This is a genomic window from Acidovorax sp. (assembly GCF_021287135.1).
GTDB lineage: Bacteria > Pseudomonadota > Gammaproteobacteria > Burkholderiales > Burkholderiaceae_C > Acidovorax.
In genome coordinates this window covers 1-21440 of sequence record NZ_JAJTBB010000062.1, presented here as the reverse complement: position 1 = coordinate 21440, position 21440 = coordinate 1, and the positions used below count along the sequence as shown (strand labels likewise).

Annotated in this window: 24 protein-coding genes; 17 read left to right on the top strand and 7 right to left on the bottom strand. The window is 65.8% G+C overall.

Going from position 1 to position 21440, the window contains the following annotated elements; translation table 11 throughout:
- Nucleotides 1-10: 10 nt before the first annotated feature.
- The 11 genes from LWW96_RS14270 to LWW96_RS14220 all read left to right on the top strand — a co-directional run bounded on the left by LWW96_RS14270 (nucleotide 11) and on the right by LWW96_RS14220 (nucleotide 10147).
- Complete coding sequence (locus LWW96_RS14270; protein WP_291488088.1) at nucleotides 11-421, top strand: hypothetical protein; 411 nt, start codon at nucleotides 11-13, stop codon at nucleotides 419-421.
- A 3-nt stretch (nucleotides 422-424) separates the two neighbouring features.
- On the top strand, nucleotides 425-2173 hold the full coding sequence (locus tag LWW96_RS14265; protein WP_291488086.1) for a hypothetical protein: 1749 nt from the start codon (nucleotides 425-427) through the stop codon (nucleotides 2171-2173).
- Nucleotides 2174-2183: 10 nt separating this feature from the next.
- A complete protein-coding gene (locus LWW96_RS14260; RefSeq protein WP_291488084.1) occupies nucleotides 2184-4115 on the top strand; it encodes a hypothetical protein in 1932 nt (643 codons plus the stop codon).
- A 28-nt stretch (nucleotides 4116-4143) separates the two neighbouring features.
- Nucleotides 4144-5340: a hypothetical protein gene (locus tag LWW96_RS14255; protein ID WP_291488082.1), complete on the top strand. Its 1197-nt coding sequence runs from the start codon at nucleotides 4144-4146 to the stop codon at nucleotides 5338-5340.
- A gap of 112 nt (nucleotides 5341-5452) precedes the next feature.
- Nucleotides 5453-5737 (top strand): hypothetical protein, encoded by a 285-nt coding sequence (locus LWW96_RS14250; protein ID WP_291488080.1) that lies wholly within the window; start codon nucleotides 5453-5455, stop codon nucleotides 5735-5737.
- Entirely contained in the window at nucleotides 5734-6114 is a 381-nt protein-coding gene (locus tag LWW96_RS14245) for a hypothetical protein (protein WP_291488079.1), read from the top strand. Before LWW96_RS14250 ends, LWW96_RS14245 begins: the two co-directional genes overlap by 4 nt.
- Nucleotides 6115-6118: 4 nt before the next feature.
- The gene (locus LWW96_RS14240) at nucleotides 6119-7996 is read left to right on the top strand and encodes a hypothetical protein (protein WP_291488077.1); all 1878 of its coding nucleotides are present in this window, start codon (nucleotides 6119-6121) and stop codon (nucleotides 7994-7996) included.
- 4 nt (nucleotides 7997-8000) lie between these two features.
- Entirely contained in the window at nucleotides 8001-8222 is a 222-nt protein-coding gene (locus tag LWW96_RS14235; protein ID WP_291488075.1) for a hypothetical protein, read from the top strand.
- A gap of 85 nt (nucleotides 8223-8307) precedes the next feature.
- Entirely contained in the window at nucleotides 8308-9264 is a 957-nt protein-coding gene (locus tag LWW96_RS14230; RefSeq protein WP_291488073.1) for a hypothetical protein, read from the top strand.
- Nucleotides 9265-9266: 2 nt separating this feature from the next.
- Nucleotides 9267-9608, top strand: a complete 342-nt coding sequence (locus LWW96_RS14225; protein ID WP_291488070.1) for a DUF6527 family protein — start codon at nucleotides 9267-9269, stop codon at nucleotides 9606-9608.
- Nucleotides 9608-10147 (top strand): hypothetical protein, encoded by a 540-nt coding sequence (locus LWW96_RS14220; RefSeq protein WP_291488068.1) that lies wholly within the window; start codon nucleotides 9608-9610, stop codon nucleotides 10145-10147. The genes LWW96_RS14225 and LWW96_RS14220 overlap by 1 nt, the downstream gene beginning before the upstream one ends.
- Nucleotides 10148-10269: 122 nt before the next feature.
- Here LWW96_RS14220 and LWW96_RS14215 read toward each other — a convergent pair whose 3' ends face one another.
- Nucleotides 10270-10575 (bottom strand): hypothetical protein, encoded by a 306-nt coding sequence (locus LWW96_RS14215; RefSeq protein WP_291488066.1) that lies wholly within the window; start codon nucleotides 10573-10575, stop codon nucleotides 10270-10272.
- A gap of 317 nt (nucleotides 10576-10892) precedes the next feature.
- On the opposite strand from LWW96_RS14215, the gene greB reads away from it, so the two are divergent.
- Nucleotides 10893-11453 (top strand): transcription elongation factor GreB, encoded by a 561-nt coding sequence (gene greB, locus LWW96_RS14210; protein ID WP_291488064.1) that lies wholly within the window; start codon nucleotides 10893-10895, stop codon nucleotides 11451-11453.
- A gap of 34 nt (nucleotides 11454-11487) precedes the next feature.
- Here greB and LWW96_RS14205 read toward each other — a convergent pair whose 3' ends face one another.
- The 4 genes from LWW96_RS14205 to LWW96_RS14190 all read right to left on the bottom strand — a co-directional run bounded on the left by LWW96_RS14205 (nucleotide 11488) and on the right by LWW96_RS14190 (nucleotide 15666).
- Nucleotides 11488-13767 carry a bifunctional (p)ppGpp synthetase/guanosine-3',5'-bis(diphosphate) 3'-pyrophosphohydrolase gene (locus tag LWW96_RS14205; RefSeq protein WP_291488062.1) on the bottom strand — a complete coding sequence of 760 codons (2280 nt, stop codon included), beginning with the start codon at nucleotides 13765-13767 and terminating at the stop codon, nucleotides 11488-11490.
- A gap of 96 nt (nucleotides 13768-13863) precedes the next feature.
- Entirely contained in the window at nucleotides 13864-14067 is a 204-nt protein-coding gene (gene rpoZ, locus LWW96_RS14200) for a DNA-directed RNA polymerase subunit omega (protein WP_005794722.1), read from the bottom strand.
- Between the two features lie 21 nt (nucleotides 14068-14088).
- The gene (gmk, locus tag LWW96_RS14195) at nucleotides 14089-14709 is read right to left on the bottom strand and encodes a guanylate kinase (protein WP_291488060.1); all 621 of its coding nucleotides are present in this window, start codon (nucleotides 14707-14709) and stop codon (nucleotides 14089-14091) included.
- A 36-nt stretch (nucleotides 14710-14745) separates the two neighbouring features.
- Entirely contained in the window at nucleotides 14746-15666 is a 921-nt protein-coding gene (locus LWW96_RS14190; protein ID WP_291488058.1) for a YicC/YloC family endoribonuclease, read from the bottom strand.
- Between the two features lie 75 nt (nucleotides 15667-15741).
- Here LWW96_RS14190 and LWW96_RS14185 point away from each other — a divergent pair, with 75 nt between their 5' ends.
- The 5 genes from LWW96_RS14185 to hemW all read left to right on the top strand — a co-directional run bounded on the left by LWW96_RS14185 (nucleotide 15742) and on the right by hemW (nucleotide 20630).
- Entirely contained in the window at nucleotides 15742-16758 is a 1017-nt protein-coding gene (locus LWW96_RS14185; RefSeq protein ID WP_291488056.1) for a serine/threonine-protein kinase, read from the top strand.
- Between the two features lie 31 nt (nucleotides 16759-16789).
- Nucleotides 16790-17692, top strand: coding sequence for a PP2C family serine/threonine-protein phosphatase (locus LWW96_RS14180; protein ID WP_291488054.1), 903 nt, complete (start codon nucleotides 16790-16792; stop codon nucleotides 17690-17692).
- 175 nt (nucleotides 17693-17867) lie between these two features.
- Complete coding sequence (rph, locus tag LWW96_RS14175) at nucleotides 17868-18596, top strand: ribonuclease PH (RefSeq protein ID WP_291488052.1); 729 nt, start codon at nucleotides 17868-17870, stop codon at nucleotides 18594-18596.
- 62 nt (nucleotides 18597-18658) lie between these two features.
- Nucleotides 18659-19258 carry an RdgB/HAM1 family non-canonical purine NTP pyrophosphatase gene (gene rdgB, locus LWW96_RS14170; protein ID WP_291488050.1) on the top strand — a complete coding sequence of 200 codons (600 nt, stop codon included), beginning with the start codon at nucleotides 18659-18661 and terminating at the stop codon, nucleotides 19256-19258.
- A 115-nt stretch (nucleotides 19259-19373) separates the two neighbouring features.
- Complete coding sequence (hemW, locus tag LWW96_RS14165) at nucleotides 19374-20630, top strand: radical SAM family heme chaperone HemW (RefSeq protein WP_291488048.1); 1257 nt, start codon at nucleotides 19374-19376, stop codon at nucleotides 20628-20630.
- 41 nt (nucleotides 20631-20671) lie between these two features.
- On the opposite strand, the gene LWW96_RS14160 is transcribed toward hemW, so the two are convergent.
- Together LWW96_RS14160 and LWW96_RS14155 are read right to left on the bottom strand one after the other, a co-directional pair.
- Complete coding sequence (locus LWW96_RS14160; RefSeq protein ID WP_291488046.1) at nucleotides 20672-21001, bottom strand: I78 family peptidase inhibitor; 330 nt, start codon at nucleotides 20999-21001, stop codon at nucleotides 20672-20674.
- Between the two features lie 304 nt (nucleotides 21002-21305).
- Nucleotides 21306-21440, bottom strand: a 135-nt coding sequence (locus LWW96_RS14155) for a transposase (RefSeq protein WP_291488131.1), incomplete at its 5' end; no start/stop codon positions are given.

Genomic DNA, 21440 nt, shown 5'->3' with positions numbered 1-21440 from the left:
GACCATCGCCATGGCAATCTCCCTCAAAAAAGACTCCACCACCCTGGAGCTGCCCGAAGACCTCCTGTGGGTCAACGAATTCCGCTGGTCCCCTGTGTCGCAGGCCACTGAACGCAGCCTCACGGGCGCAATGCTGATCGACGCAGCCCCCCGGGTCGGCGGCCGGCTGATCACGCTCGCGGGCGGCGTGGACTACGCGTGGGTTCTGCGGTCCGGTCTCGAAACACTGTACGCCTGGGCCGCGCTGCCACTGCAGCAGTACACCCTGACGCACAACGGCGTGGCGCGCACCGTCATCTTTGACCACGGCACTGCCGAAGAGAGCAATGCCATCAAGCAAGTCGAGCCCGTGATCGATTACAGCGATCCCGAACCTGAAGACTACTACTGCAGCCTTGAGCTGAATTTTCTGGAGATGTAACCCATGCCACTACTTGCTGGCGATATCCGCCTTGCTCGGTCGGCCAACATGGCAGACGTGCCGGAAGGCGGCGGGCCACCCTCGGCCCAGTTGCTCACGTCGGGCCGGTCCAACGAAATCTTCCCGGACATCAGCGAGGAAACGCGCACCGTGGGCCGCGTGGAGATCTATCAGATCTTCGGGATCTTGCGGAACACCGACCGCGCTGCGCTGATGGGCTCCAACGTGATCCTGGCGCAGCCACCCGCCGACCCGAATGTGTCCATCACGCTGCTGTCCCTCAAAGACCCGTTTGCGACGCGTGCTGACATCGCAAAACGCATAGAAGCCGGCATGTCGCCAGGCCCTGAATGGTCTGGCTACCTGCGCGAAAACCACTACCAGACCATGCGCAGCATCACGCTGCTGCAGCGGCCCGGCCTCAGCCCTCCGACCATCGGTCGGACGTACCTGCTGGTCTGGAATGAGGGCCTCGCGGGCGAGCGGCGGCAACGCGTGCGCATCAAGACCACGGACACCCAAAATGTGATCTGCACCGAGATCGTCAACGGTCAGCTGGTCGACTTCCTCGCCCAGGTCACGACCTGCGAGCTGTTCGACCCGCTGCAGTACGACTTCCCCGGCTCGCCGCCCTCACGTCAGTTTGCACGGGCGCCAGGGCAGACCGTGGTGCGCGAGACCGTCTACAGCGACACCGGCATGTTCTGCGGCGCCAGCCGGCTGACCGAGCCCACACAGGCGAGTGATTCGTGGCTGCAGCTCGCATCAATCTACAGCCAGATCGTGCCCAACAGCCGGTCCGAGGCTGCCTTGGTTGACCAGCGGCCGATGGCGCGCCAGACCCTTGTGCTCGCAACGGCACCGCGGCGCGTTGAGGTCGGCACCACGCCGCACTCCAAGCGCATCAAGATCGCGGAAGAAAACGTCGGCCTGGTGTATGTCGACCAGCTCCGGCCGTTGCCAGAGCCAGGTATGACGTTCATCGACTACTGGGCGCTCGGCACCAAGTACACGATCTCGGACGATGGCACCGGCCGGCTCACGGGCGCGGGGGGCGGAGTGGTTGATCCTCTGACCGGAGCGATCAACTACACGCTCAAGGCCCTCCCCGATATCGGCAGCTCGATCACGATCGCCTGGGGATCGCGGGTTGGGTACACGGACCGCACGCAACAAGCGGGCGCGGTGCGCATGCCTGAGTTTCCGTTCTTGCTGGAGAGCGACAACGACGCCGACCAAGTGGTGCCGAATTCGCTCACGATGAAATGGTTGAGCGGGGGCGTGCTGCGCACTGCGACGGACAACGGCACGGGCCAGATCACAGGCGCCGCGACCGGCGTCATCGACTACCCGACCCGCACCGGGGTGCTGCGGCCGTCGTACATGCCGGACCCAGGGGCACAGATCGAAGTCGACTACACGGTCGACAACGTGGTGACCGAGATTTATTCAGGCGTCGGCCCCACATCGCCGGACGTGGCGGGCTTTGTCACGCTGCCGCTGGCGCAGCAACCGGCCGCTGGGTCGCTGGCGGTGTCGTGGGCAACGATCTGCTCTGTCTCGGTCACAAGCGGCGGCCAACCGGCTACGTCCAGCCCCACGTGGCCGATCACGACGGGCACGGACATCGTCGCAAACACGGTCCCCGACACGCAAGTCGCTGTGCTCCCGATGGTGATGCCGCAAGCCTGGGCCGGCCCTCCAAACATCATCCCGCCCTCCACCTACGTCAACTGGCCGCGTTCGAGCTGAGGACTGATACATGGCAACTTTTGAGACCAAGCCGCTGCTGCTCACGACGGCAGCGCCCACAGCAGCGCCGTCTACTGCAACTGTGCAGCAGATGTTCGGCACCACGAGCACAGGACAAGTCGTCGTTGCGCACAAAGCGACCGACAACGGCGCCGGCAGCTTCCTCGGCGACATGGGCACCGTCGCCTATGCGGGCAAGACCTTCAACCTGCGCGTGCTGCGGCGCAACCGCAGTGTGACGGCCTACGAGTCCGAGCACGAAGCGGCGGCGGCATTTGAAGCCGCCATCGCTGATGGGGGCGCGTCTTCGGGCGCCGGCCTGCGTGGCGGCCAGTACGGCCGCACATCGGTACAAGAGTCGATGCTCGCGGGCTCCAGCATCGCAGCCAGCTACCGGGTCGCCGGCAGCGTGGCGCGCGCCAAGACCCAAGCCATCACGCCGCCGGCCGTCGCGCTTGCGCTGTGCCCCTACACCAGCGAGCAGGCCGTTCCCGGCTCCGTCATGTTTCGCTGGATGGGCAAAACCTACCAGGACTTTGAAGGCGTGATCTACCGGGACCGCACGGACACCAGCGCGGGCATCGCGTCGGGCAGCATGACCTACGCCACAAACACCGCCCTGATGACTGACTGGGTGGTCGGCGGCACCGGTCCTGGCGACTTCCAGCTGTTGAGCTTGTGGACCCGCAAGGGCGACTGGAGCGCAGCGAGCATCTTTTTCTCGTGTGACGCCGCCCCGTTGAAAGCCGGCCCCGGGGGCTTTGTGCTGTCGGTGGTCGACCTGCTCGGGAACACGCTGACCGCTAACGTCGACGCGCAGGGATTCGTGACGGGCCAGCACATGCGCGGCCGGGTCGAGTCGTCGCGCGGCGGCGTCGAGCTGCAGTTCGGCGACTACGTCCTCGACGCCGACCTGACCGCCGAGGAGCGCGCGCAGTGGTGGTACAGCGCTGCCGATGTTGGCGCGGTGCAGCCGGGCAAGATCTGGCGGCCGTGGCCTGTGGACCCGACGACGCTCCGCTACTCCGCAGTCAGCTACATCTACCTGCCCGTCGACGTCGCGCTGATGGGCATCGACCCTGCTGCGTTGCCTGCGGATGGGCGCGTAGCTTTTGCCCGCGCGGGCGACTTGTGCGTTGTCGGCGTGTTGCACGGCGGTGTGGCTTTCGCGCCCACGGTGGGCATGGTCTACAACCTGGGTGCAGAGCGCCTGTCGTTCGCCCAGGTCATTGATGCGGCGACGGGAGCTGAAATCCAGGTGGGCTACACGGCCGACCTGGACGCGGGCACCGTCACGTTCGCCGACCTGACGGGCTACCCGGCCAGCATCAAGGTGATCGGCCGCACGGAGGTCTATCGCAAGATCGCAGAGGTGCGCGTGGACGGGAAAGTGCGCCTGACAGAGCCTGTCGGCTATGCCTTCCCGGCCGGGGCCGTGTTTTCCACCGCGTTGCGCTTCGGTGATCGCTTTGCCCGGGTGAGCCGGGTCTATGACCAGGCGAGCTGGAACGGCACCACCTGGTATGACGGGGTGGACCCCGCCAAGGGCGAGGCCACGGCGACATTCGCCAGCGGGCAGAACCCCATCGTGGTGACCAACCGTGGTGCGATCACAGAGCGCTGGGCGCTGCGCATTCGCGCAGACGGGCAGACGCTTGACTTGATCGGCCAACACCTGGGCCAGATCGCCAGCGGCAACATCAACGCCGATTTTTCTCCCACGCACATGGCTGCGGGCGCCCCGTACATGACCGTCCCATCGGCTGGCTGGGGTTCTGGCTGGGTGGCCGGCAACGTGCTGTTCGTGGACACCATCGGCGCGGAGGCCGCGATTGATTGCGTGCGCTGCACGCAGCCCGGCTCGCCTGCCGGCATCGACGACAGCGCCTGGATCGTTCAGCGCGGAGACGTGGCGCGCGAACCTGGCAGCAGCTTCGACTGATCCCATTCCCCCATTCCAAGGAGCACCTATGGCCTACACATACCCAGTCAAATGGATCACCAGCACCATGCGCGGTGCGCCGCAGATCAGCGGCACTGCGGGCACTTTCATTGCGGCACTCGACGCCTTTCTCAATACGGGCTGGGGGTCGGCCAACGCCATCAGCGTGTCTGTGAACGGGGGCGTGGGCACTGCAGTGTTTGCCGATGGCGTGTTCTTTGAAGAGCGCGCAATAGTGCTTTGTGCAAACGCTACGACGCCCTCCGCACTCAATGGAGAGGCGCGCGTGATTTCACGGACCAATAACTCCATCACCTTCGAGACCAATGCGCCCGACGGTGTGGCGACAACTGGTAGCGCGATCACCTTCCGCTATGCACCGGTGGGAGGGTGGAGCAAGCCATTCGCGGGTACCAACAAAGCGGCCTTTCGCAGCGCGGACGTGCAGTCCAGCGGGCATTTCTTGCGCGTGGACGATAGCGGTACAACGGCGGCGCGCGTGGTGGGCTACGAGTCGATGGCCGACGTTGACACGGGTACGGGTCCGTTCCCGACCGCAGCGATGGTTGCGGGAGGCGGCTATGTGCACAAGGCAACGTCGGCTAACTCAAGCCCGGTCCGCTACGTCATGTCCGCAGATTCTCGGGCCGTGAACTGGGCGATTGAGCCAGGTACGCAAGGATCATCGACCCCGCGCAACAGCAACGTTCGTGGCTTCGGTGACCCCATAGCACTGGCCGCATCTGGCGACGTTTGGAGCACCTATCTGTCATGCGTGACAAACTCGGGAACGACTTTCCTTGAAAGCGGATCTCTGCATGGCCAAGTGGCGAACACCTCATACGGGGTTACCGTGACGCCGCGGGCAGTCTCTGGGCTGGGCGGTGCGGTAATGCATAACGCCGCTCCTTACACGGGCGTGGCCGCTTCGTTTTCTGGCAATGACACCACGCTGGGTGCGGCACCATCCAACGTCGACGGAAAGATTTACCTCTCTAAGCTGCATCTGCGGCCGACCACGGGAACCGAAGGCCCACGCTCAATCGTTCCCGGTGTGGCCTTTGTGCCGCAAACTGGCTTGGCGGCCCTAATGTCACCGCACGATCAAATGATGGGTGCTGGAGACTGGGCGGGGCGTGTCTTGCTTGCTATCGGTGCAGGTGCCAATGCATCGCAAACACCGACAGGCATCGCATTTATGGACATCACCGGTCCATGGCGGTGATATGGCTTTGATTCCAACCCCTTCAGCATTGCTGCCAGTTCCGGGGAGCATCGACGGCCGCGCCCCGTTGGTTTTCAGCGGTCTGGCCGCGCTGCCAAGCGTCGGGGGATCTATGCGTGACTTTCGGCAGCTCATCCCGACCACCGGCACCATCACTGACCGCGTGATGTTCAAAGCCACCCCCAGCTCGCCCGAGTCTCCGTTCGCTCAAGGCCGCGTGTGGCTGCTGCGTCTGGCAGACGGCTACAAAGCCTGGGAGGGCTGGAGCAACGCTGCGGGCTACTACACGGCTACCAGTCTTGAGCTGGGCGTGGACTACATCGCGGTGGGGATCGACCCAAACCGCAACCACAAGGCCACGGGCGCAGGCCCTGTGCGGGCCGTGGAGGCGCCATGACGATCAGCACTGCGCATCGTGCGGCTCGCAACCAAGCGAGCATTGACCTGGCAGACGTTGGCCCCGGGCCGTCTGTCATCAAGCTTTACACGGCTGCGGGCGGCACGCTGCTGGGCCAGCGGACCCTTGCAAAGCCCTGCGGCACGATCACGGCGGACGGGCGTATCCAGTTGCTGCCATCGGCCACAAACGACCTTGTGCAGGTCACCGGGACGCCAGCGTGGGGCGAGTGGTGCAACGGCGCTGGCGTGCCGATCTGGGGCGCGGAAGTCACAAACGAGGCTGGTGCTGGCCCCATTAGGCTGCAAGGCACAGAGACCATGATCATCTACGAGGGCGGCGTGTTGTTGCTGTCGTCGCCGGCCCTGCTGGGGTAACGATGTGGACATTGACGGCAAACTTGTCTTCACGGTCCCGGCCGATGGCTCGGGGCGGTTGGTCTTCGGCGAGTCGGATGGCGGCGTGGTCGTACCGGAGGCGGTCATCACCGTCGACGGCGACCTGCCCGGGCTGGGTACCCTCACGCTGCGTGCAGGCACCCGACTCGGCATTGATGCCGAGCTGCCCGGGCTGGACGGCACCATCGGCCTGGCGTGGGACGCCAACGTCAGCCGGGGCCTGCGGGCCGAAGTGCAAACATGCTGGCAAGAGGCGCGGCCTGTCGCCACAGGCACCGCGACGGCCTGGCAAGACAGCGAGCCCGTGCGCGCCGCTGTCGCTGCAAATTGGCAGGAGGGCAAGCAAATGGCTGCCGCCGTCGAAAGCCGGTGGCAGGAGAGCAAGCGCATGCGCGCAGGCGTCGTGTCCAGCTGGCAAGCGGGTATCAGGCTGCGCAACGCCGTGGCCTCCGGCTGGCAAGAGAGCGAGCGCCTGCGCGCGGCCATCAAGGCCGCATGGCAGCAGGGCGAGGGCCGGCGCGGTGCGGTGCTGTCTACATGGCAAGAGACCGAGCGGCTGCGCTCTGGCGTGGCGGCGCATTGGCAGGACGGCGCCCCCGTGCGCCGGGCTTTGCTGGGCCACTGGGGCGACGGCTCGCACATCAGGCAGGTGTTGCGGGCGCATTGGCAGCAGGGGCGCCGGCCGCCGCCGGGCGTGTCGTTTGTCCCACCTGTCGAGCCGCCCGAACAACCCTGCTACGACCCAGCCACGGTGGGGCGGCTGGTGTTCACAGACATGTGGCTGGGAGACGGGCGCCTGGTTTTCGTATGCCAGCGGCCGGGGCAAGTGGTGCCGCCGGCAACTGTCATCGTACCGATCCAGAGGGTTTACATGACCATCAACAATGTCAGCCTGGCCCGTGCAGACGGCGAGCCCATCCCGGCCCAATCGTTCGGGATGTCCCTGGACATGGACTCTTGGACGTGGCAGTGGAGCGCCACCCTGCACGGCAGCGCGCTCCCGCTCATCACGCCAGGCCCGGGTGGCGAGCCTGTGCAGGTGATCGTCACCATCAACGGCGCGCCCTACCGCCTGCTGTCCGAGAGCTACAGCCGCGAGCGGCGGTTTGGAAAGACCACCATCAACGTGAAGGGCCGTGGCGTCACCGCGCTGCTGGATGTGCCGTATTCGCCCGCGCTGAACCACGGTAACAGCTTGGCACGCACGGCTCACCAGCTCATGAGCGAAGTGCTCACGATCAATGGCGTGCCCTTTGGTTGGGGTGTTGACTGGCGCATGACGGATTGGCTGGTGCCCGGCGGCCTGTGGACACACCAGGGCTCTTTCATGTCCGCCCTTGCCGATATCGCCGCGGCCGCGGGTGGCTACATCCAGCCGCGCGATACCGAACAGACCGTGATTGCTCTGCCGCGTTACCCCGCAGCGCCGTGGGACTGGGGCGACTTGACGCCCGACTTTGAGCTGCCCAGCGCGGTCGTCAGCGTTGAGGGCATTGAGTGGCTGCGCAAGGCCACCTACGACCGCGTGTTTGTGTCAGGGGTTGCAGACGGCATCGAGGGCCGAATCAAACGCGCGGGCACGGCCGGCACGCTGGTTGCACCGAGCGTCACGCACCCCCTCATCACCGACATGGAGGCGGCGCGGCAGCGCGGCATTGCCGAGCTGGGCAACACTGGTGTGCAGGCCCACATCAGCTTGCGCTTGCCGGTGCTGGAGTCCACGGGCGTCATCAAGCCGGGCGCGCTGGTGCGCTATGTGGACGGCTCGACCACGCACCTGGGCTACGTGCGGGCCACGTCCCTGGAGTGGTCATCGCCCACGCTGCGCCAAGTTCTGTCCGTGGAGACCCACCCGGAGTGATGCCATGAAAAACCCTATCGCACTGTTCAAAGAAATCTTCCCGGACGCCCCGCTGCTCATTGGCAAAGTGACCGCCAGCGCGGATGGCCTGTCCACCGTCGAACTGCAGGACGGCGGCATCGCGCAGGTGCGCGGTGAGGCCCCGGTAGGCCAGCGCGTGTTTGTGCGTGACGGCGTGATCGAGAGCACAGCGCCCGCGCTCCCCGTGGTTGAGATCGAGATCTAGCACCACATCCACAGCAACCCATCCGCGCCCGCCCGTGGCAACACCGGCGGGCTTTTTGTCGTCTGTAACCCCGAAAGGAAACCCCATGAACCCCCTGAAGCGCTGGCGCTGGTGGGCAGTATTGATGCTGCCCCTGGCAGTCATTGCCCTCAACTCATTCGGCCCCGATGGTTGGCGCGACCCGCTGGTCAAGCTGCTGTGGCTGTCGTGGACCGCCATCTGCGTGGCGCTGGCGCACAGCGCGCGCAAAGCGCTGTACGACTACGCCCACGGCCGGGAGGCGTGGCTCAAGGCCCTGCAGCACCCCATCGGCGCAGGGCTGGCCTTCCTGGGCCTGTGCATCCTGTCTGGCGCGCTGGTGCTGGCGTTCGTCGGCTTCGCGCGAGCGCAGCCCGTGCCGGCCGCTGCACAGGCGCTGGCGCCCCTGGTGACGCAGGAGATTGATCAGCACTGGCCGCAGGTGCCCCGGCGCAGCTACGTGGGCGCGCTGATCGAGAAAGAGAGCTGCATCAGCCTGGAGCACCGAAACTGCTGGAGCACGGCGGCGAGGCTCAAGACCAGCCGGGAAGAGGGCGCAGGCCTGGGCCAGATCACGCGGGCCTGGGGGGCATCTGGCGCCTTGCGCTTTGACGCCCTGGCAGAGACCGTGGCCATGGACCCGCGCGCTCTGCAGGAACTGACCTGGGACAACGTGTACACCCGTGCTGACCTGGGCGTGCGCGCCATCCTGGTCAAGCTGCGCGACTGTCACCGGCGATTTCAGCAGCTGGGCATCGATGACGACATGGCCCGCCTGGCGTTTTGCGATGCAGCCTACAACGGCGGCCTTGGCGGTGTGCAGCAAGAGCGGCAGCTTTGCGCTCTTACGGCTGGGTGTGACCCGGCGCAGTGGTTCGGCCACGTGGAACACCACAGCAACAAGAGCCGCGCCAAGTGGCAGGGCTACGGTGCCAGCGCCGTCGAGATCAATCGCGCCCACGTGCGCGCCACCGTTCTGTTGGAGCCCAGGCGCTGGCGTTATGCGCAGTGGCTGGGAGTGTAGCCATGCCGCGTATCGATGCAGACTTTGAGGGCCAGCGCTATGTTTCCTTCCATTGCCCCGGCTGTGGTCAAGATCACTGCCTGCCGGTGACCGGCGCCAATGCGTGGTCGTTCAACGGAGACATCGAGCGGCCCACGTTGGCGCCCTCCATCCTCGCAAAGGGCCTGAAGGTCAAGTTGGGGCCGGATGGCAAATGGAATGGCGAATGGGAGCGTGGGGAAGACGGCAAGCCGCTGCCCAACGTGTGCCATTCGTTCGTGACGGATGGTCGCATCCAGTTCCTCACCGACAGCAACCATGCGCTGGCTGGGCAGACGGTGGACTTGCCGGAACTGGAGGCGTGATGCTGGACAAGATCAAAGCCTATGGCTTCCAGGCCCTGGCGCTGGCCCTGCTGGCGCTGTCCATCTACCTCGGCTTCCAGGTCTACGAGGCCCGGCTCGATGCCGAGAAGTCGCGCAGCGCCTTGTCGGCCGAGCAGACCTCACGCGCCCGGGAGAACGCCGAACGCATGCGTGTGGCTCTGGACGATGCCCGCGCGACCTTCCGTCGAAACGAAATCCACGCACGCAATCAACAGGAGATAGCCGATGCCCATGCAAAACAAGAACGTGCCCGCGCTGCTGCTCTGGCTGCTGCCGCTGCTGATGGTGAGCGCTTGCGCGACCAGGTCAGAGCCTTTGCCGCCGCCTGTGGTGGGGGAGAAGCCCAAAGCGTCGCCGCTGCCATCAGCGATTGTCGAGATAGAGCCGCCACCCTCGGGGAGCTATACGACGAAGCTGACAGACAGGCGGAAGAATTCGCAAGCGCGGCTGAAAAACATGCCGACGAGATCCGCACCCTCAAGCGGGTCATCGTCAACGACCGGGCGCTGACCGAATGAGTGCGCCCGCCAGCTCAGCGCCTCGGGTCCGCAAGGCCGGGCGCCCCGGTCAAGTACAAGCGCATGCTCAAGCTGGCCATGCACGCGCTTGCGGCCGGGCTTGGGGAGTGGTCGGCCAAGGGCTAGACGAGCGTCGGAATCACCCACCAGGCCTGTTTCAGATAGCGGTGGTGTGCATCAAAGTCCTGGCCTGTAAGGCGCATCCCACCCTGCAGCATCCGCAGCTGCGCGTGTTCGAGCGTTGGAAGCACTGCGGGATGGTCGGGCGCCCCTTCTTTGGGCAGCAGCAGCGCGTGGCGAAATGGCTGGCCGTTCTGCGGGCGCTTGAGCCGGTACACCAGCCAGCCGGTTTGCCCGTTAGCCTTGGCCACGTCGTTGTGCAGGCGGTTGCCCTGGCCGTCGTAGAGTCTGTAAACCGTGCAGTACATGCGCCACCTCAAAATACTGAAAAAGCATACAGTGTTTTGAGTTGGTGCGTATTGCTTTGGTATGCGACGCTATAGCTCATCCCATGGGGAAAACCGGGGGATCCGCATTAAAACTGCTGTACATGACGGTACACAATGCGTCGGAACGGACGGCCTTTAGCTGTGTAAAATCAACGACTTGCAGGCGGCAGGCTAACTACGAACCAAGGGGTCGTGGGTTCGATTCCTGCCAGCCGCACCAATGTTGAAAGCCTGCAATCGAAAGATTGCAGGCTTTTTCATTTGTTCAGCGCTTTGCGCTTATCGGGAGATTGGCGATGAGCAAGGCTTTTACCAAGGAAACCGACGGGGCCGACGACGAGGAGCTGGCGCTGCCGCCCATTCCTGCCGGCGGCAAGAACTACATCACCCCCGCGGGCTACGCCCGTTTGCGGGATGAGTTGCTGGACCTCATGGACAACGAGCGGCCCAAGGTGGTGGACGCGGTGCACTGGGCGGCCAGCAATGGCGACCGTTCGGAAAACGGCGACTATCTGTACGGCAAGAAGCGGTTGCGTGAAATTGACCGGCGCATCCGCTTCCTGACCAAGCGCCTGGAGATTGCCGAAGTGGTGGACCCGAGCCTGCATGCGGGCAGCGACCAGGTCTTTTTCGGCGCGACGGTGACCTACGTGGACGACGAGGATGTGGAGCGCACCATCACCATCCTGGGCATTGACGAGGCCGACAGCCGTGAAGCGCAAGTGAGCTGGGTTTCCCCGGTGGCCCGCGCCTTGCTCAAGGCGCGCGTCGGCGACGAGGTGCAACTGCCCACGCCGGGCGGAACGCGAAGCCTGGAAGTCGTCGGGGTGCAATACCCTCAGCGCAGCGCCGGCTGAGCTGCACTGCGGCAGGCTTCCGGGCCGCTGGGGTTCAGGCCTGCGGAGTGATCCGCGCCGCGCGGATGACGGCCTGGGTGCGGCGCAGGTTGCGCAGCGCGGATTCCAGGTGGGCCTGGTCGCGCACGGCGATGACGAACCGCAGATCGATGGTGTCCAGCGCAGCGTCGTCGTCCATGTCGACGTGGGTGATGTCCGCCTCGGAATTGGCCAGTTGCGCCGCCACCCGGGCGAGCACGCCTTTGCCATTGTTCACCGTGACCACCACGCCGGTTTCAAAAAGGCGCGTGGGCTCGTCGGCCCAATCCACGGCGATGAAGCGTTCGCTGTCCTTGTGCTGCAGCCGCTTGGCCACGGTGCAGTGCGCGTTGTGCACGACCAAGCCTTCGCCGCGCCCCAGGTAGCCCACGATGCTGTCGCCCGGAACGGGGCGGCAACAGTGCGCGTACTGCACCGAAGCGTTCTCGCTGCCGTCCAACGTCACGGCGCCCTGGGACAGGGTTTCGTGGGAGGTGTAGCGCTCGCGGGACATCAGCAGCGCATCCGGCCGGTGGCCATGCTCGGACATCAGCACCATGAGGCGCTTGGCCACGATGCTGGCGATGCGCTTGCCCAGGCCCAGGTCCGTCATGAGTTCGCTGCGAGAACGGTTGCCGGTAAAGCGCAGCAGCTTGTCCCACAGGGGCTGGGTTTCCGCATTCAGGGGCGGCAGCTGTTCCAGGCCTTCGGCGCGCAGGGCCTGGGTCAGCAGCTTTTCTCCCAGCCCTTCTGATTCCGTCTGGGCCAGCGTTTTCAGGTAGTGCCGGATCTTGGAGCGTGCGCGGCCCGTGCGCACAAAGCCCAGCCACGCCGGGTTGGGGGTGGAAGCCGCTTCCGTGATGATTTCCACCACGTCGCCGTTCTTGAGTTCGGTTCGCAGGGGGACCTGCTCGTTATTGATCTTGGCGGCGGTGGTGCGGTTGCCCACGTTGCTGTGGATGGCATACGCAAAGTCCACCACCGTGGCCCCGCGCGGCAGTGCCATGATCTGGCTCTTGGGGGTGAACACATAGACGGCGTCGGGGAACAGGTCGACCTTGACGTGGTCCCAGAACTCGGCCGCATCGCGGGTTTCGTTCTGAATGTCCAGCAGCGATTGCAGCCACTTGGTCCCCAGCCGTTCGGCGGCCGTGCCCTCGCCGTCCTGGGCCTTGTAGAGCCAGTGCGCCGCCACGCCGGCCTCGGCGATCACGTGCATCTCGTCGGTGCGCATCTGGAACTCGATGTTCACGCCCGAGGGACCCACCAGCGTCGTGTGCAGCGACTGGTAGCCGTTGAGCTTGGCGATGGCGATATGGTCCTTGAACTTGCCCGGCACGGGCTTGTACATCTGGTGCAGCACGCCCAGCGCCGTGTAGCAATCCGTGACGGTGGGGACAATCACCCGGAATCCGTAGATGTCGGTCACCTGGGCAAAGCTCAGGTGCTTGAGGTGCATCTTCTGGTAGATGGCGTAGAGCGTCTTTTCCCGGCCCGCCAATCGCACGTTCATGCCGATCTTGGCAAACGCCGCGTCGACCTCGTTTTGCACCTTCTGCACCAGGTCGCGCCGGCGGTTGCGCGACTTGTTGACGGCCTTGGACAGCGTCGCGTAGCGCCAGGGGTGCAGATGCCTGAACGCGAGGTCCTGCAGTTCGCGGTACGTCTGGTTCAGGCCCAGCCGGTGCGCGATGGGGGCGTAGATGTCCAGCGTTTCGGAGGCAATGCGCCCCCACTTGCTGCGCGGCATGTCCGACAGCGTGCGCATGTTGTGCGTGCGGTCGGCCAGCTTGATCAGGATCACGCGCACATCGCGGGCCATGGCCAGCAGCATCTTGCGGAAGGACTCTGCCTGATTCTCTTCGCGGGTATTGAACTGCAGCTTGTCCAGCTTGGTCAATCCATCGACCAGTTCGGCCACGGGGGCGCCAAAGCGGTCGATCAGGTCGGCCTTGGTCACGCCGCAATCTTCCATTGCGTCGTGCAGCAGGGCCGCCATCAGCGCCTGGGCGTCCAGCTTCCACATGGCGCATTGGGCGGCCACGGCGATGGGGTGGGTGATGTAGGGCTCGCCGCTGTTGCGCAACTGCCCCAGGTGGGCCTCATCGGCGAAGCGGTAGGCCTGGCGCACCTGTTCGATGCCCGCGGCGTCCAGGTAATCGAGGCTGTCAGTGAGTGCTGCAAAGCTGGCCGCAGCCGCGTTGGCCGCCGCCGCAGCGGCCGAGAGGCCGCCTGCCGAGGTGGTTTCGCCCCCGGAGGGCTGCGTTGCAGAAGGTGATTTAAGCACCGCGTTCATGCCTTAAATGTAGCGCGGGAGCGCCCCGGGACGCGGCGGGGCAAAAAAAAGCACCGCTGGCGCGGTGCTCTTGCGGGGCCTGGGCCCTTGGAAATCTCAACCTGGAACCTTTTTCAGCATCTCCAGGCCGACCTTGCCTTCGGCGATTTCGCGCAGGGCGGTGACCGCAGGCTTGTTGCGGCTTTCGATGCGCGGGGCATGGCCCTGGCTCAGCATGCGGGCGCGGTAGGTGGCGGCCAGCACGAGCTGGAAGCGGTTGGGGATCTTTTCCAGGCAGTCTTCTACAGTGATGCGGGCCATCGTGGGGTACTCCGGGATTTTTCAGGTGATGTTGAGCGACTGGAAGGTGTCGGCGCGGGCACGGCGTTGTGCGGCGTACTTCAATCGCTGGGCATGAACCACGGCCTTCAGGTCGAACAGCGCGCGTTCAAACAATTCGTTAATTATAACGAAGTCGAATTTGCTGACCTGGGCCATCTCCGTGGCCGCGTTCTTGAGGCGGACTTCGATGACTTCCGGCGAGTCTTCGCCCCGCCGCTCCAGGCGGGAGCGCAGTTCTTCCCAGCTGGGTGGCAGGATGAACACGAGGATAGCGTTGGCAAACGCCTGCCGGATCTGCAGGGCTCCCTGGAAGTCGATTTCCAGGATGACGTCCGTGCCCTGGGCGATGCGTTCCTCGATCGCCTTCTTGGACGTGCCGTAGCGGTTGCCGTGCACGTGGGCCCACTCCACGAAGGCGTTGGCCTCCACCATGGCGTCAAACTCGGACTGCGAGGCGAAATAGTAGTCGCGGCCGTGCTTTTCCTGGCCCCGCGGGGGGCGGGTGGTATGGGAGATGGAGAGGTGAACGTGGGAGTCGAGTTCCAGCAGGGCCTTGACCAGGCTGGACTTGCCGGCGCCGCTGGGCGCCGCCACTACGAAGAGATTTCCGGGATAGTCCATAGTTGATGTGCGCCTGGCGCTATCAAAACATGAGTGTCATTCGAGATTTTGCACCTGCTCGCGCATCTGCTCGATCAGCACCTTCATGTCCACGCTGATGCGTGTCAGCTCGAGTGCCGCCGATTTGGAGCCCATCGTGTTGGCCTCGCGGTGCAGCTCCTGGATGAGAAAGTCCAGCCGCTTGCCGACCTCGCCACCTTTTTTGAGCAGGCGTTCGATTTCGTCCAGGTGCGAGTCCAGGCGCGTGATCTCTTCCGCCACGTCGATGCGGATGGCGAAGGCGGTGGCCTCGGTCAGGGCGCGGTCGCGGGCCGCCTCGGGCACGGTGGCGTTCCCGTCCGAAAGCGCCATGGCTTCCTTCCACCGTTCCATGAACCGCTGGCGCTGCTGCTCGACCAGCGCTGGCACCAGAGGGCCGGCCTGCTGTGCCAGTGCGCGCAACTGCTTCACACGGTCCAGCAGCATGGCGGCCAGGCGCTTGCCTTCGCGTTCACGGGCGCCCATGAGGGCGGTGAGGGCCTCTTCGGCCAGGGCGGGCAGGACGTCGCCCCAGTCCTCGGAGCCGGAAGGCGCGTTGGCGCACAGCCGCAGCGCGTCGGCCACGGTGAGGGGCGCGGCCTGGGGCAGCCAGGCCCTCACGGAATCCTGCAGGGAGTTCAGCCGCTGCAGCAGCCGCGCGGGCGGGTCTTGCAGGGCGCTGCTGTCCTCGTTGTCCAGCGCGGCGCGCACTTCCACCTTGCCGCGCTTCAGGCGGGCGGTGAGCAGGGTGCGCAGGGCCGGTTCGGTGGCGCGCAGTTCGTCGGGCAGGCGAAAGGACAGGTCCAGAAAACGGCTGTTGACGGAGCGGATTTCCAGCCCCAGCCGGCGTGTCTGGGGCGCGCGGACATCGGTTTCAGCGCCAGTGGCGGACGCGCCGTGCTGTACGCTGGCGTATCCGGTCATGCTGTAAACTGGCATTGGACTTTTTGATGGTTGCTTGCGATCCGGCGATTATCCGGGTTCCGCTCCACCCCCGAGTCATCTTCGCAAAATATGTCAAAAATCAAGCCGGCTCCTTTGCCGCCCGATACCGCGATTGGCGGCTACCGCGTGGTGCGCCGGTTGTCTTCAGGCGGCTTTGGCGTGGTCTATCTGGCGCTGGACGCCGAGGGCCAGCAGGTCGCCATCAAGGAATACCTGCCGTCCTCGCTGGCCACCCGGGCGCCGGGCGAGTTGCTGCCGAAGGTGCCGCCCGAGAAGCTCTCGCTGTACCGGTTGGGGCTCAAGAGCTTCTTTGAGGAAGGGCGTGCGCTGGCGCAGATCTCGCATGCGTCGGTGGTGAGCGTGCTCAACTTCTTCCGCGAGAACGAAACCGTCTACATGGTGATGAACTACCTGGAGGGCGCGACCCTGCAGGATTTCATCATCACCGCCCGCGACCTGAAGACGCAGAAGGTGTTCCGCGAGTCCACCATCCGCTCGCTGTTCGACGAGGTCCTGCGCGGCCTGCGCATCGTGCACCAGCACAAGATGCTGCACCTGGACATCAAGCCCGCCAACATTTTCATCACCGACGACAACAAGGCCGTGATGATCGACTTTGGCGCCGCGCGCGAAGTGCTGTCCAAGGAGGGCAACTTCATCCGCCCCATGTACACGCCCGGCTTTGCCGCGCCGGAGATGTACCGGCGCGATTCGCAGATGGGCCCGTGGACGGACATCTACGCCATCGGCGCCTGCATCTACGCGTGCATGCAGGGCTTTCCGCCCAACGAGGCGCCGCAGCGCATCGAGAAAGACCGCCTGTCGCTGGCGCTGACCAAGCTGCGCGGGGTGTACTCCGACAACCTGATCGAGGTGGTCGAGTGGTGCATGGCGCTGGACCCGCTGTCGCGCCCGCAGTCTGTCTTTGCGCTGCAAAAGGAGCTCAGCCGCGAAGGCGAGCGCCGCTACACCAAGCTCACGGTGGCCGAGAAGATGCGCCTGCAGCTGGACACCCTGGTGTCAGACACCAAGAAGAACGTGCAGAAGGTGGGCGAAGCCACCGGGATCGGAGTCAAGCCCAAATGAACGACGCGTCGCTCTTTTTGCGTGAGTTGCCATGAAGTTCTCCGTATTCCAGATCAGCCGCCGCGGCGGCCGCGAGAAGAACGAAGACCGCATGGGCTACTGCTACACGCGCGAGTCGGGGTTATTCGTGCTGGCGGACGGCATGGGCGGCCACCCCGAGGGCGAGGTGGCTGCGCAGATCGCGCTGCAGACCATCTCGGCGCTGTTCCAGCGCCAGGCCAAGCCGCAGCTCAAGGATGTGCAGGAGTTTCTCTCCGGCGCCTTGCTGGCGGCCCACCACCAGATCCTGCGGTATGCCACCGACAAGGGCATGCTGGACACGCCGCGCACCACGCTGGTGGCAGCGGTGCTGCAGGCGGGCACAGCCACCTGGATCCACTGCGGCGATTCGCGCCTGTACATGGTGCGCGATGGCGGCCTGCTGACCCGCACGCGCGACCATTCGTACATGGAGCTGCGCAACGCACCGCCCCCGGGGCTGGAGCGCATCAACCGCAACGTGCTGTTCACCTGCCTGGGCTCGCCCACCAAGCCCATCTACGACATCACCGGCCCGGTGTACCTGGAGCAGGGCGACCGCATCCTCCTGTGCTCGGACGGCCTGTGGGGCACGCTCAGCGATGACGACATTGCCCGGCAGCTGGCCCGCAACACCGTGTCGCACGCGGTGCCCGAGCTGGTGGAAGATGCCCTGCGCACGGCCGGCAGCGGCAGCGACAACGTGACCGTGCTGGCGCTGGAATGGGAAACGCCCGATGCGTTCGAGTCCACCCAGGGCGTGTCCACCGACAGCATCAGCGACGACGTGTTCGCCTCCACCATCCAGGCCGGTCCGCTCGACGGCCTGGTGGACGACCTGGACGACGCGGCCATCGAACGCTCCATTGCCGAGATCAACGAAGCCATTCGCCGGTCCGCCGCACGGAAGGCGTGACAAGCCCCTGAGCCGCTGCGCGCGGACCCGCCTTTTTTCGGCTTCGCCGCGAAGGGCGACGCGAGCGGCGCACGCCACGGAACGCAGCCAAGCCGCCAGAGCGGCCGTCGCGCGGTGGCCCTGGCCGGGAGCGCGTCCGTTGCAAGCCATGCGCACCCCCTCTGGAAAGAAACCCATGAACTTTGAACGCACCGGCGCCCGCGCCGCCAACCAATTGCGCCCCGTGCGCATCACCCGCCACTACACCATGCACGCCGAAGGCTCGGTGCTCATCGAGTTTGGCAACACCAAGGTGCTGTGCACCGCGTCGGTGGAAGAGCGCGTGCCGCCCCACAAGCGCGGCAGCGGCGAGGGCTGGGTCACGGCCGAATACGGCATGCTGCCGCGCGCCACCCACACCCGCAGCGACCGCGAGGCCGCGCGCGGCAAGCAGACCGGCCGCACGCAGGAAATCCAGCGCCTCATCGGCCGCAGCCTGCGGGCCGTGTTTGACCTGAAGCGGCTGGGCGAGCGCACCATCCAGCTCGACTGCGACGTGATCCAGGCCGACGGTGGCACCCGCACCGCCGCCATCACCGGCGCCTGGGTGGCCGCGCAGGACGCGGTGAACCAGCTGCTGGCCAGCGGCAAGATCACCCAGTCGCCCCTGCTGCAGCCCGTGGCCGCCATCTCCGTGGGCATCGTGCAGGGCACGCCGCTGCTGGACCTGGAGTATGTCGAGGACGTGGATTGCGATACCGACATGAACGTGGTGATGACCGGCGCCGGACACTATGTGGAAGTGCAGGGCACCGCCGAAGGTGTGGCCTTTACCCGGGCCGAGATGGACGCACTGCTGGCGCTGGCCGAAAAGGGCATCGCCGAACTGGTGGCGCTGCAGCAGCAGGCCCTGGCGGCGGGCTGAATTCACTCACACATTGATAGCTGCCAGCGCTTGCTGGGCAAGCGCTACAGGCCATTTTGACCATGAAAATTGTTCTGGCATCCAACAACCGCGGCAAGCTGGCCGAGCTGCAAGCCATGTTCGCCCCCCTGGGCGTCGAGCTGGTGCGCCAGGCCGACCTGGGCGTGGGCGAGGCAGAGGAACCCTTCCGCACCTTTGTCGAGAACGCGTTGGCCAAGGCGCGCTTTGCCGCTGCGCACACCGGCCTGCCCGCGCTGGCCGACGACGCCGGCCTGTGCGTGGACGCCTTTGGCGGCCTGCCGGGTGTGGACACCGCCTATTACTGCACCCAGTTCGGCTACGAAAAAAGCGATGCCAACAACGTGCGCGCCGTGCTGGAACAGCTGCAGGGCCAGGACCAGCGCCGCGCCGCCATGGTCAGCACCCTGGTGGCCGTGCGCAACCCGCAAGACCCCGAGCCGCTGATTGCCGTGGGCCGCGTGGTGGGCGAGATCACCCGCGAACCCCGTGGCAGCAACGGTTTCGGCTTCGACCCGGTGATGTACCTCCCCGAATTCGGAAAGACCTTTGCCGAGCTGCCCGTGGACGTGAAAAACGCCCACAGCCACCGCGGCCGTGCCGCCCAGCAGATGCTGGAGCTGATCCGCAGCCGATGGCTATGAAAACAGGAGCGCCTTGCGCTTGCTGCCTGCGGATTTCAAATCGTTTTAATACTGAAACTCTTGCTCAGCAAGCGCCAGCAGCTATGGTTTTTGAGAGCGCACTGCGCCACCCCGCATGACCATCCCCATCCACCCCGCGCCGGCCCCGGACGACGCGCCCGCCCCGGTGCGCGACGTGCAGCACTACATGCGGCCCGGCACGCTGCAGCTCAGCGCACTGCCGCCGCTGTCGCTGTACGTGCACCTGCCGTGGTGCCTGAAGAAATGCCCCTACTGCGACTTCAACTCGCATGAGAACCGCCCGGGCGCAGGGGCGGGCGAAGGCGGCGTGCCCGAGCAGCGCTACCTCGACGCGCTGGTGGCCGACCTGGAAGCCGCGCTGCCCCTCATCTGGGGGCGCACCGTGCACAGCATCTTCATCGGCGGCGGCACGCCCAGCCTGTTCTCGCCGGCCGCCATCGACCGGCTGCTCGGCGACCTGCGCGCCCGCCTGCGCCTGGAGGCCGACTGCGAAATCACGCTCGAAGCCAACCCCGGCACCTTTGAAAAAGACCGCTTCCGCGCCTACCGCGCCGCGGGCGTCACGCGCCTGTCGGTGGGCGTGCAGAGCTTCAACGACGCGCACCTGAAGGCCCTGGGCCGCGTGCACGACCGCGCCCAGGCCCTGGCCGCGGTGCAAGAGGCCGCGCAGGCGTTCGACACCTTCAACCTGGACATCATGTACGCGCTGCCCGGCCAGAACCTGGCGCAACTGGAGCAGGACCTGCAGACCGCGCTGGCCTTTGCGCCGCCGCACATCTCCATCTACCACCTCACCATCGAGCCCAACACCTATTTCGCCAAGTTCCCACCGGCCCTGCCGGAGGAAGACCAAGCCTGGGCCATGCTCGACCGCATCACCGAGCTCACCGGGCAGGCCGGCATGCAGCGCTATGAAATCTCGGCCTACGCGCGGCCAGGCCATGCGTGCGTGCACAACACCAACTACTGGCAGTTTGGCGACTACCTCGGCATTGGCGCGGGGGCGCACAGCAAAATCAGCTTTGCCCACCGCGTGGTGCGGCAGGTGCGCTTCCGCGAGCCGGGCCGGTACATGGACCAGGCCCTGGCCGGGCGCGCCGTGGCGCAGGACGCCGACGTGCGCCGCGCCGACCTGCCGTTCGAGTTCATGCTGAACGCCCTGCGCCTGCGCGAGGGCTTTGCGCTGCAGGACTTCCTGGCCCGCACCGGCCTGCCGCTCACCACCATCGAGCCCGGCCTGCAGGAGGCCGAGCGCAAAGGCCTGATCGAGCGCGACCTGGGCCGCGTGCGGCCCACCGAGCGGGGATTCGACTTCCTGAGCGACCTGCAGGAACTGTTCCTGGCCGATTGACCACATTGGCCAGGACGCTGTGGCGTCCTCGCCGCCGGCGGTCAGCCGCAGCGCACGGCCAGGATGCGGCCGTTCGCGTCCACCTCCAGGTTCAGGCGCTGCGCGTTGAACTCCTTGGTGATGATCTGCCCCGGCCGCAGCACCCGCGCCATCTGCGCGCCCGACCGCACTCGGGCCGATTCCATCACCGAAGCCGTCGCCATCTGGCCCACGGCCGACTGCGCAGGGCCCGCGTCGCACAAGGCGGCCGGCGGCGGAGACGCGGCCGGTGCCGGCGCGGTGCCTGCTGGCGGTGGGACCGGGTGGGCGCAGCCGGCCATCAACGCCGAGGCCAGGAGGGGAAAGCTGACGAGCAAAGGATGGGGTTTCATGGGCGAGTCTGTTGAGGGTGGTGCGGAGAGTGAAAGGCAGCTCCGTGCGGACGTACTCCGCACCATAGCGGAAGGCCGGCCCGGCACCGGTGTCGGGGCGTAACAAGGGCCGGACGGGCCGGCAAAACAAGGCCGTGACTCCCGGCGCCGACGGTGGTTCTGGTCGATCACGCGGCGCTGTCCTACACGCAGCGCGGCCACCGGGGCCCTACCATAACTTCCGTCGATCCCCCCATCGACATCCCTCCCGCTTGCAGCAAGCAAGTGTTCAAGCCCGCAACCCTGCGGGCTTTTTTTTGGTTCTTCACGCATTCCCGGGGAACGCTGCCTTGATCTTGAGGAAGAAGTACTCGCAGTCACGGTAGCCATAAGCCATGCGCTTGATGACCTTGATGCGGTTGTTGATCCCCTCGAGCTGTCCGGTGTGCATGGGCCAGCG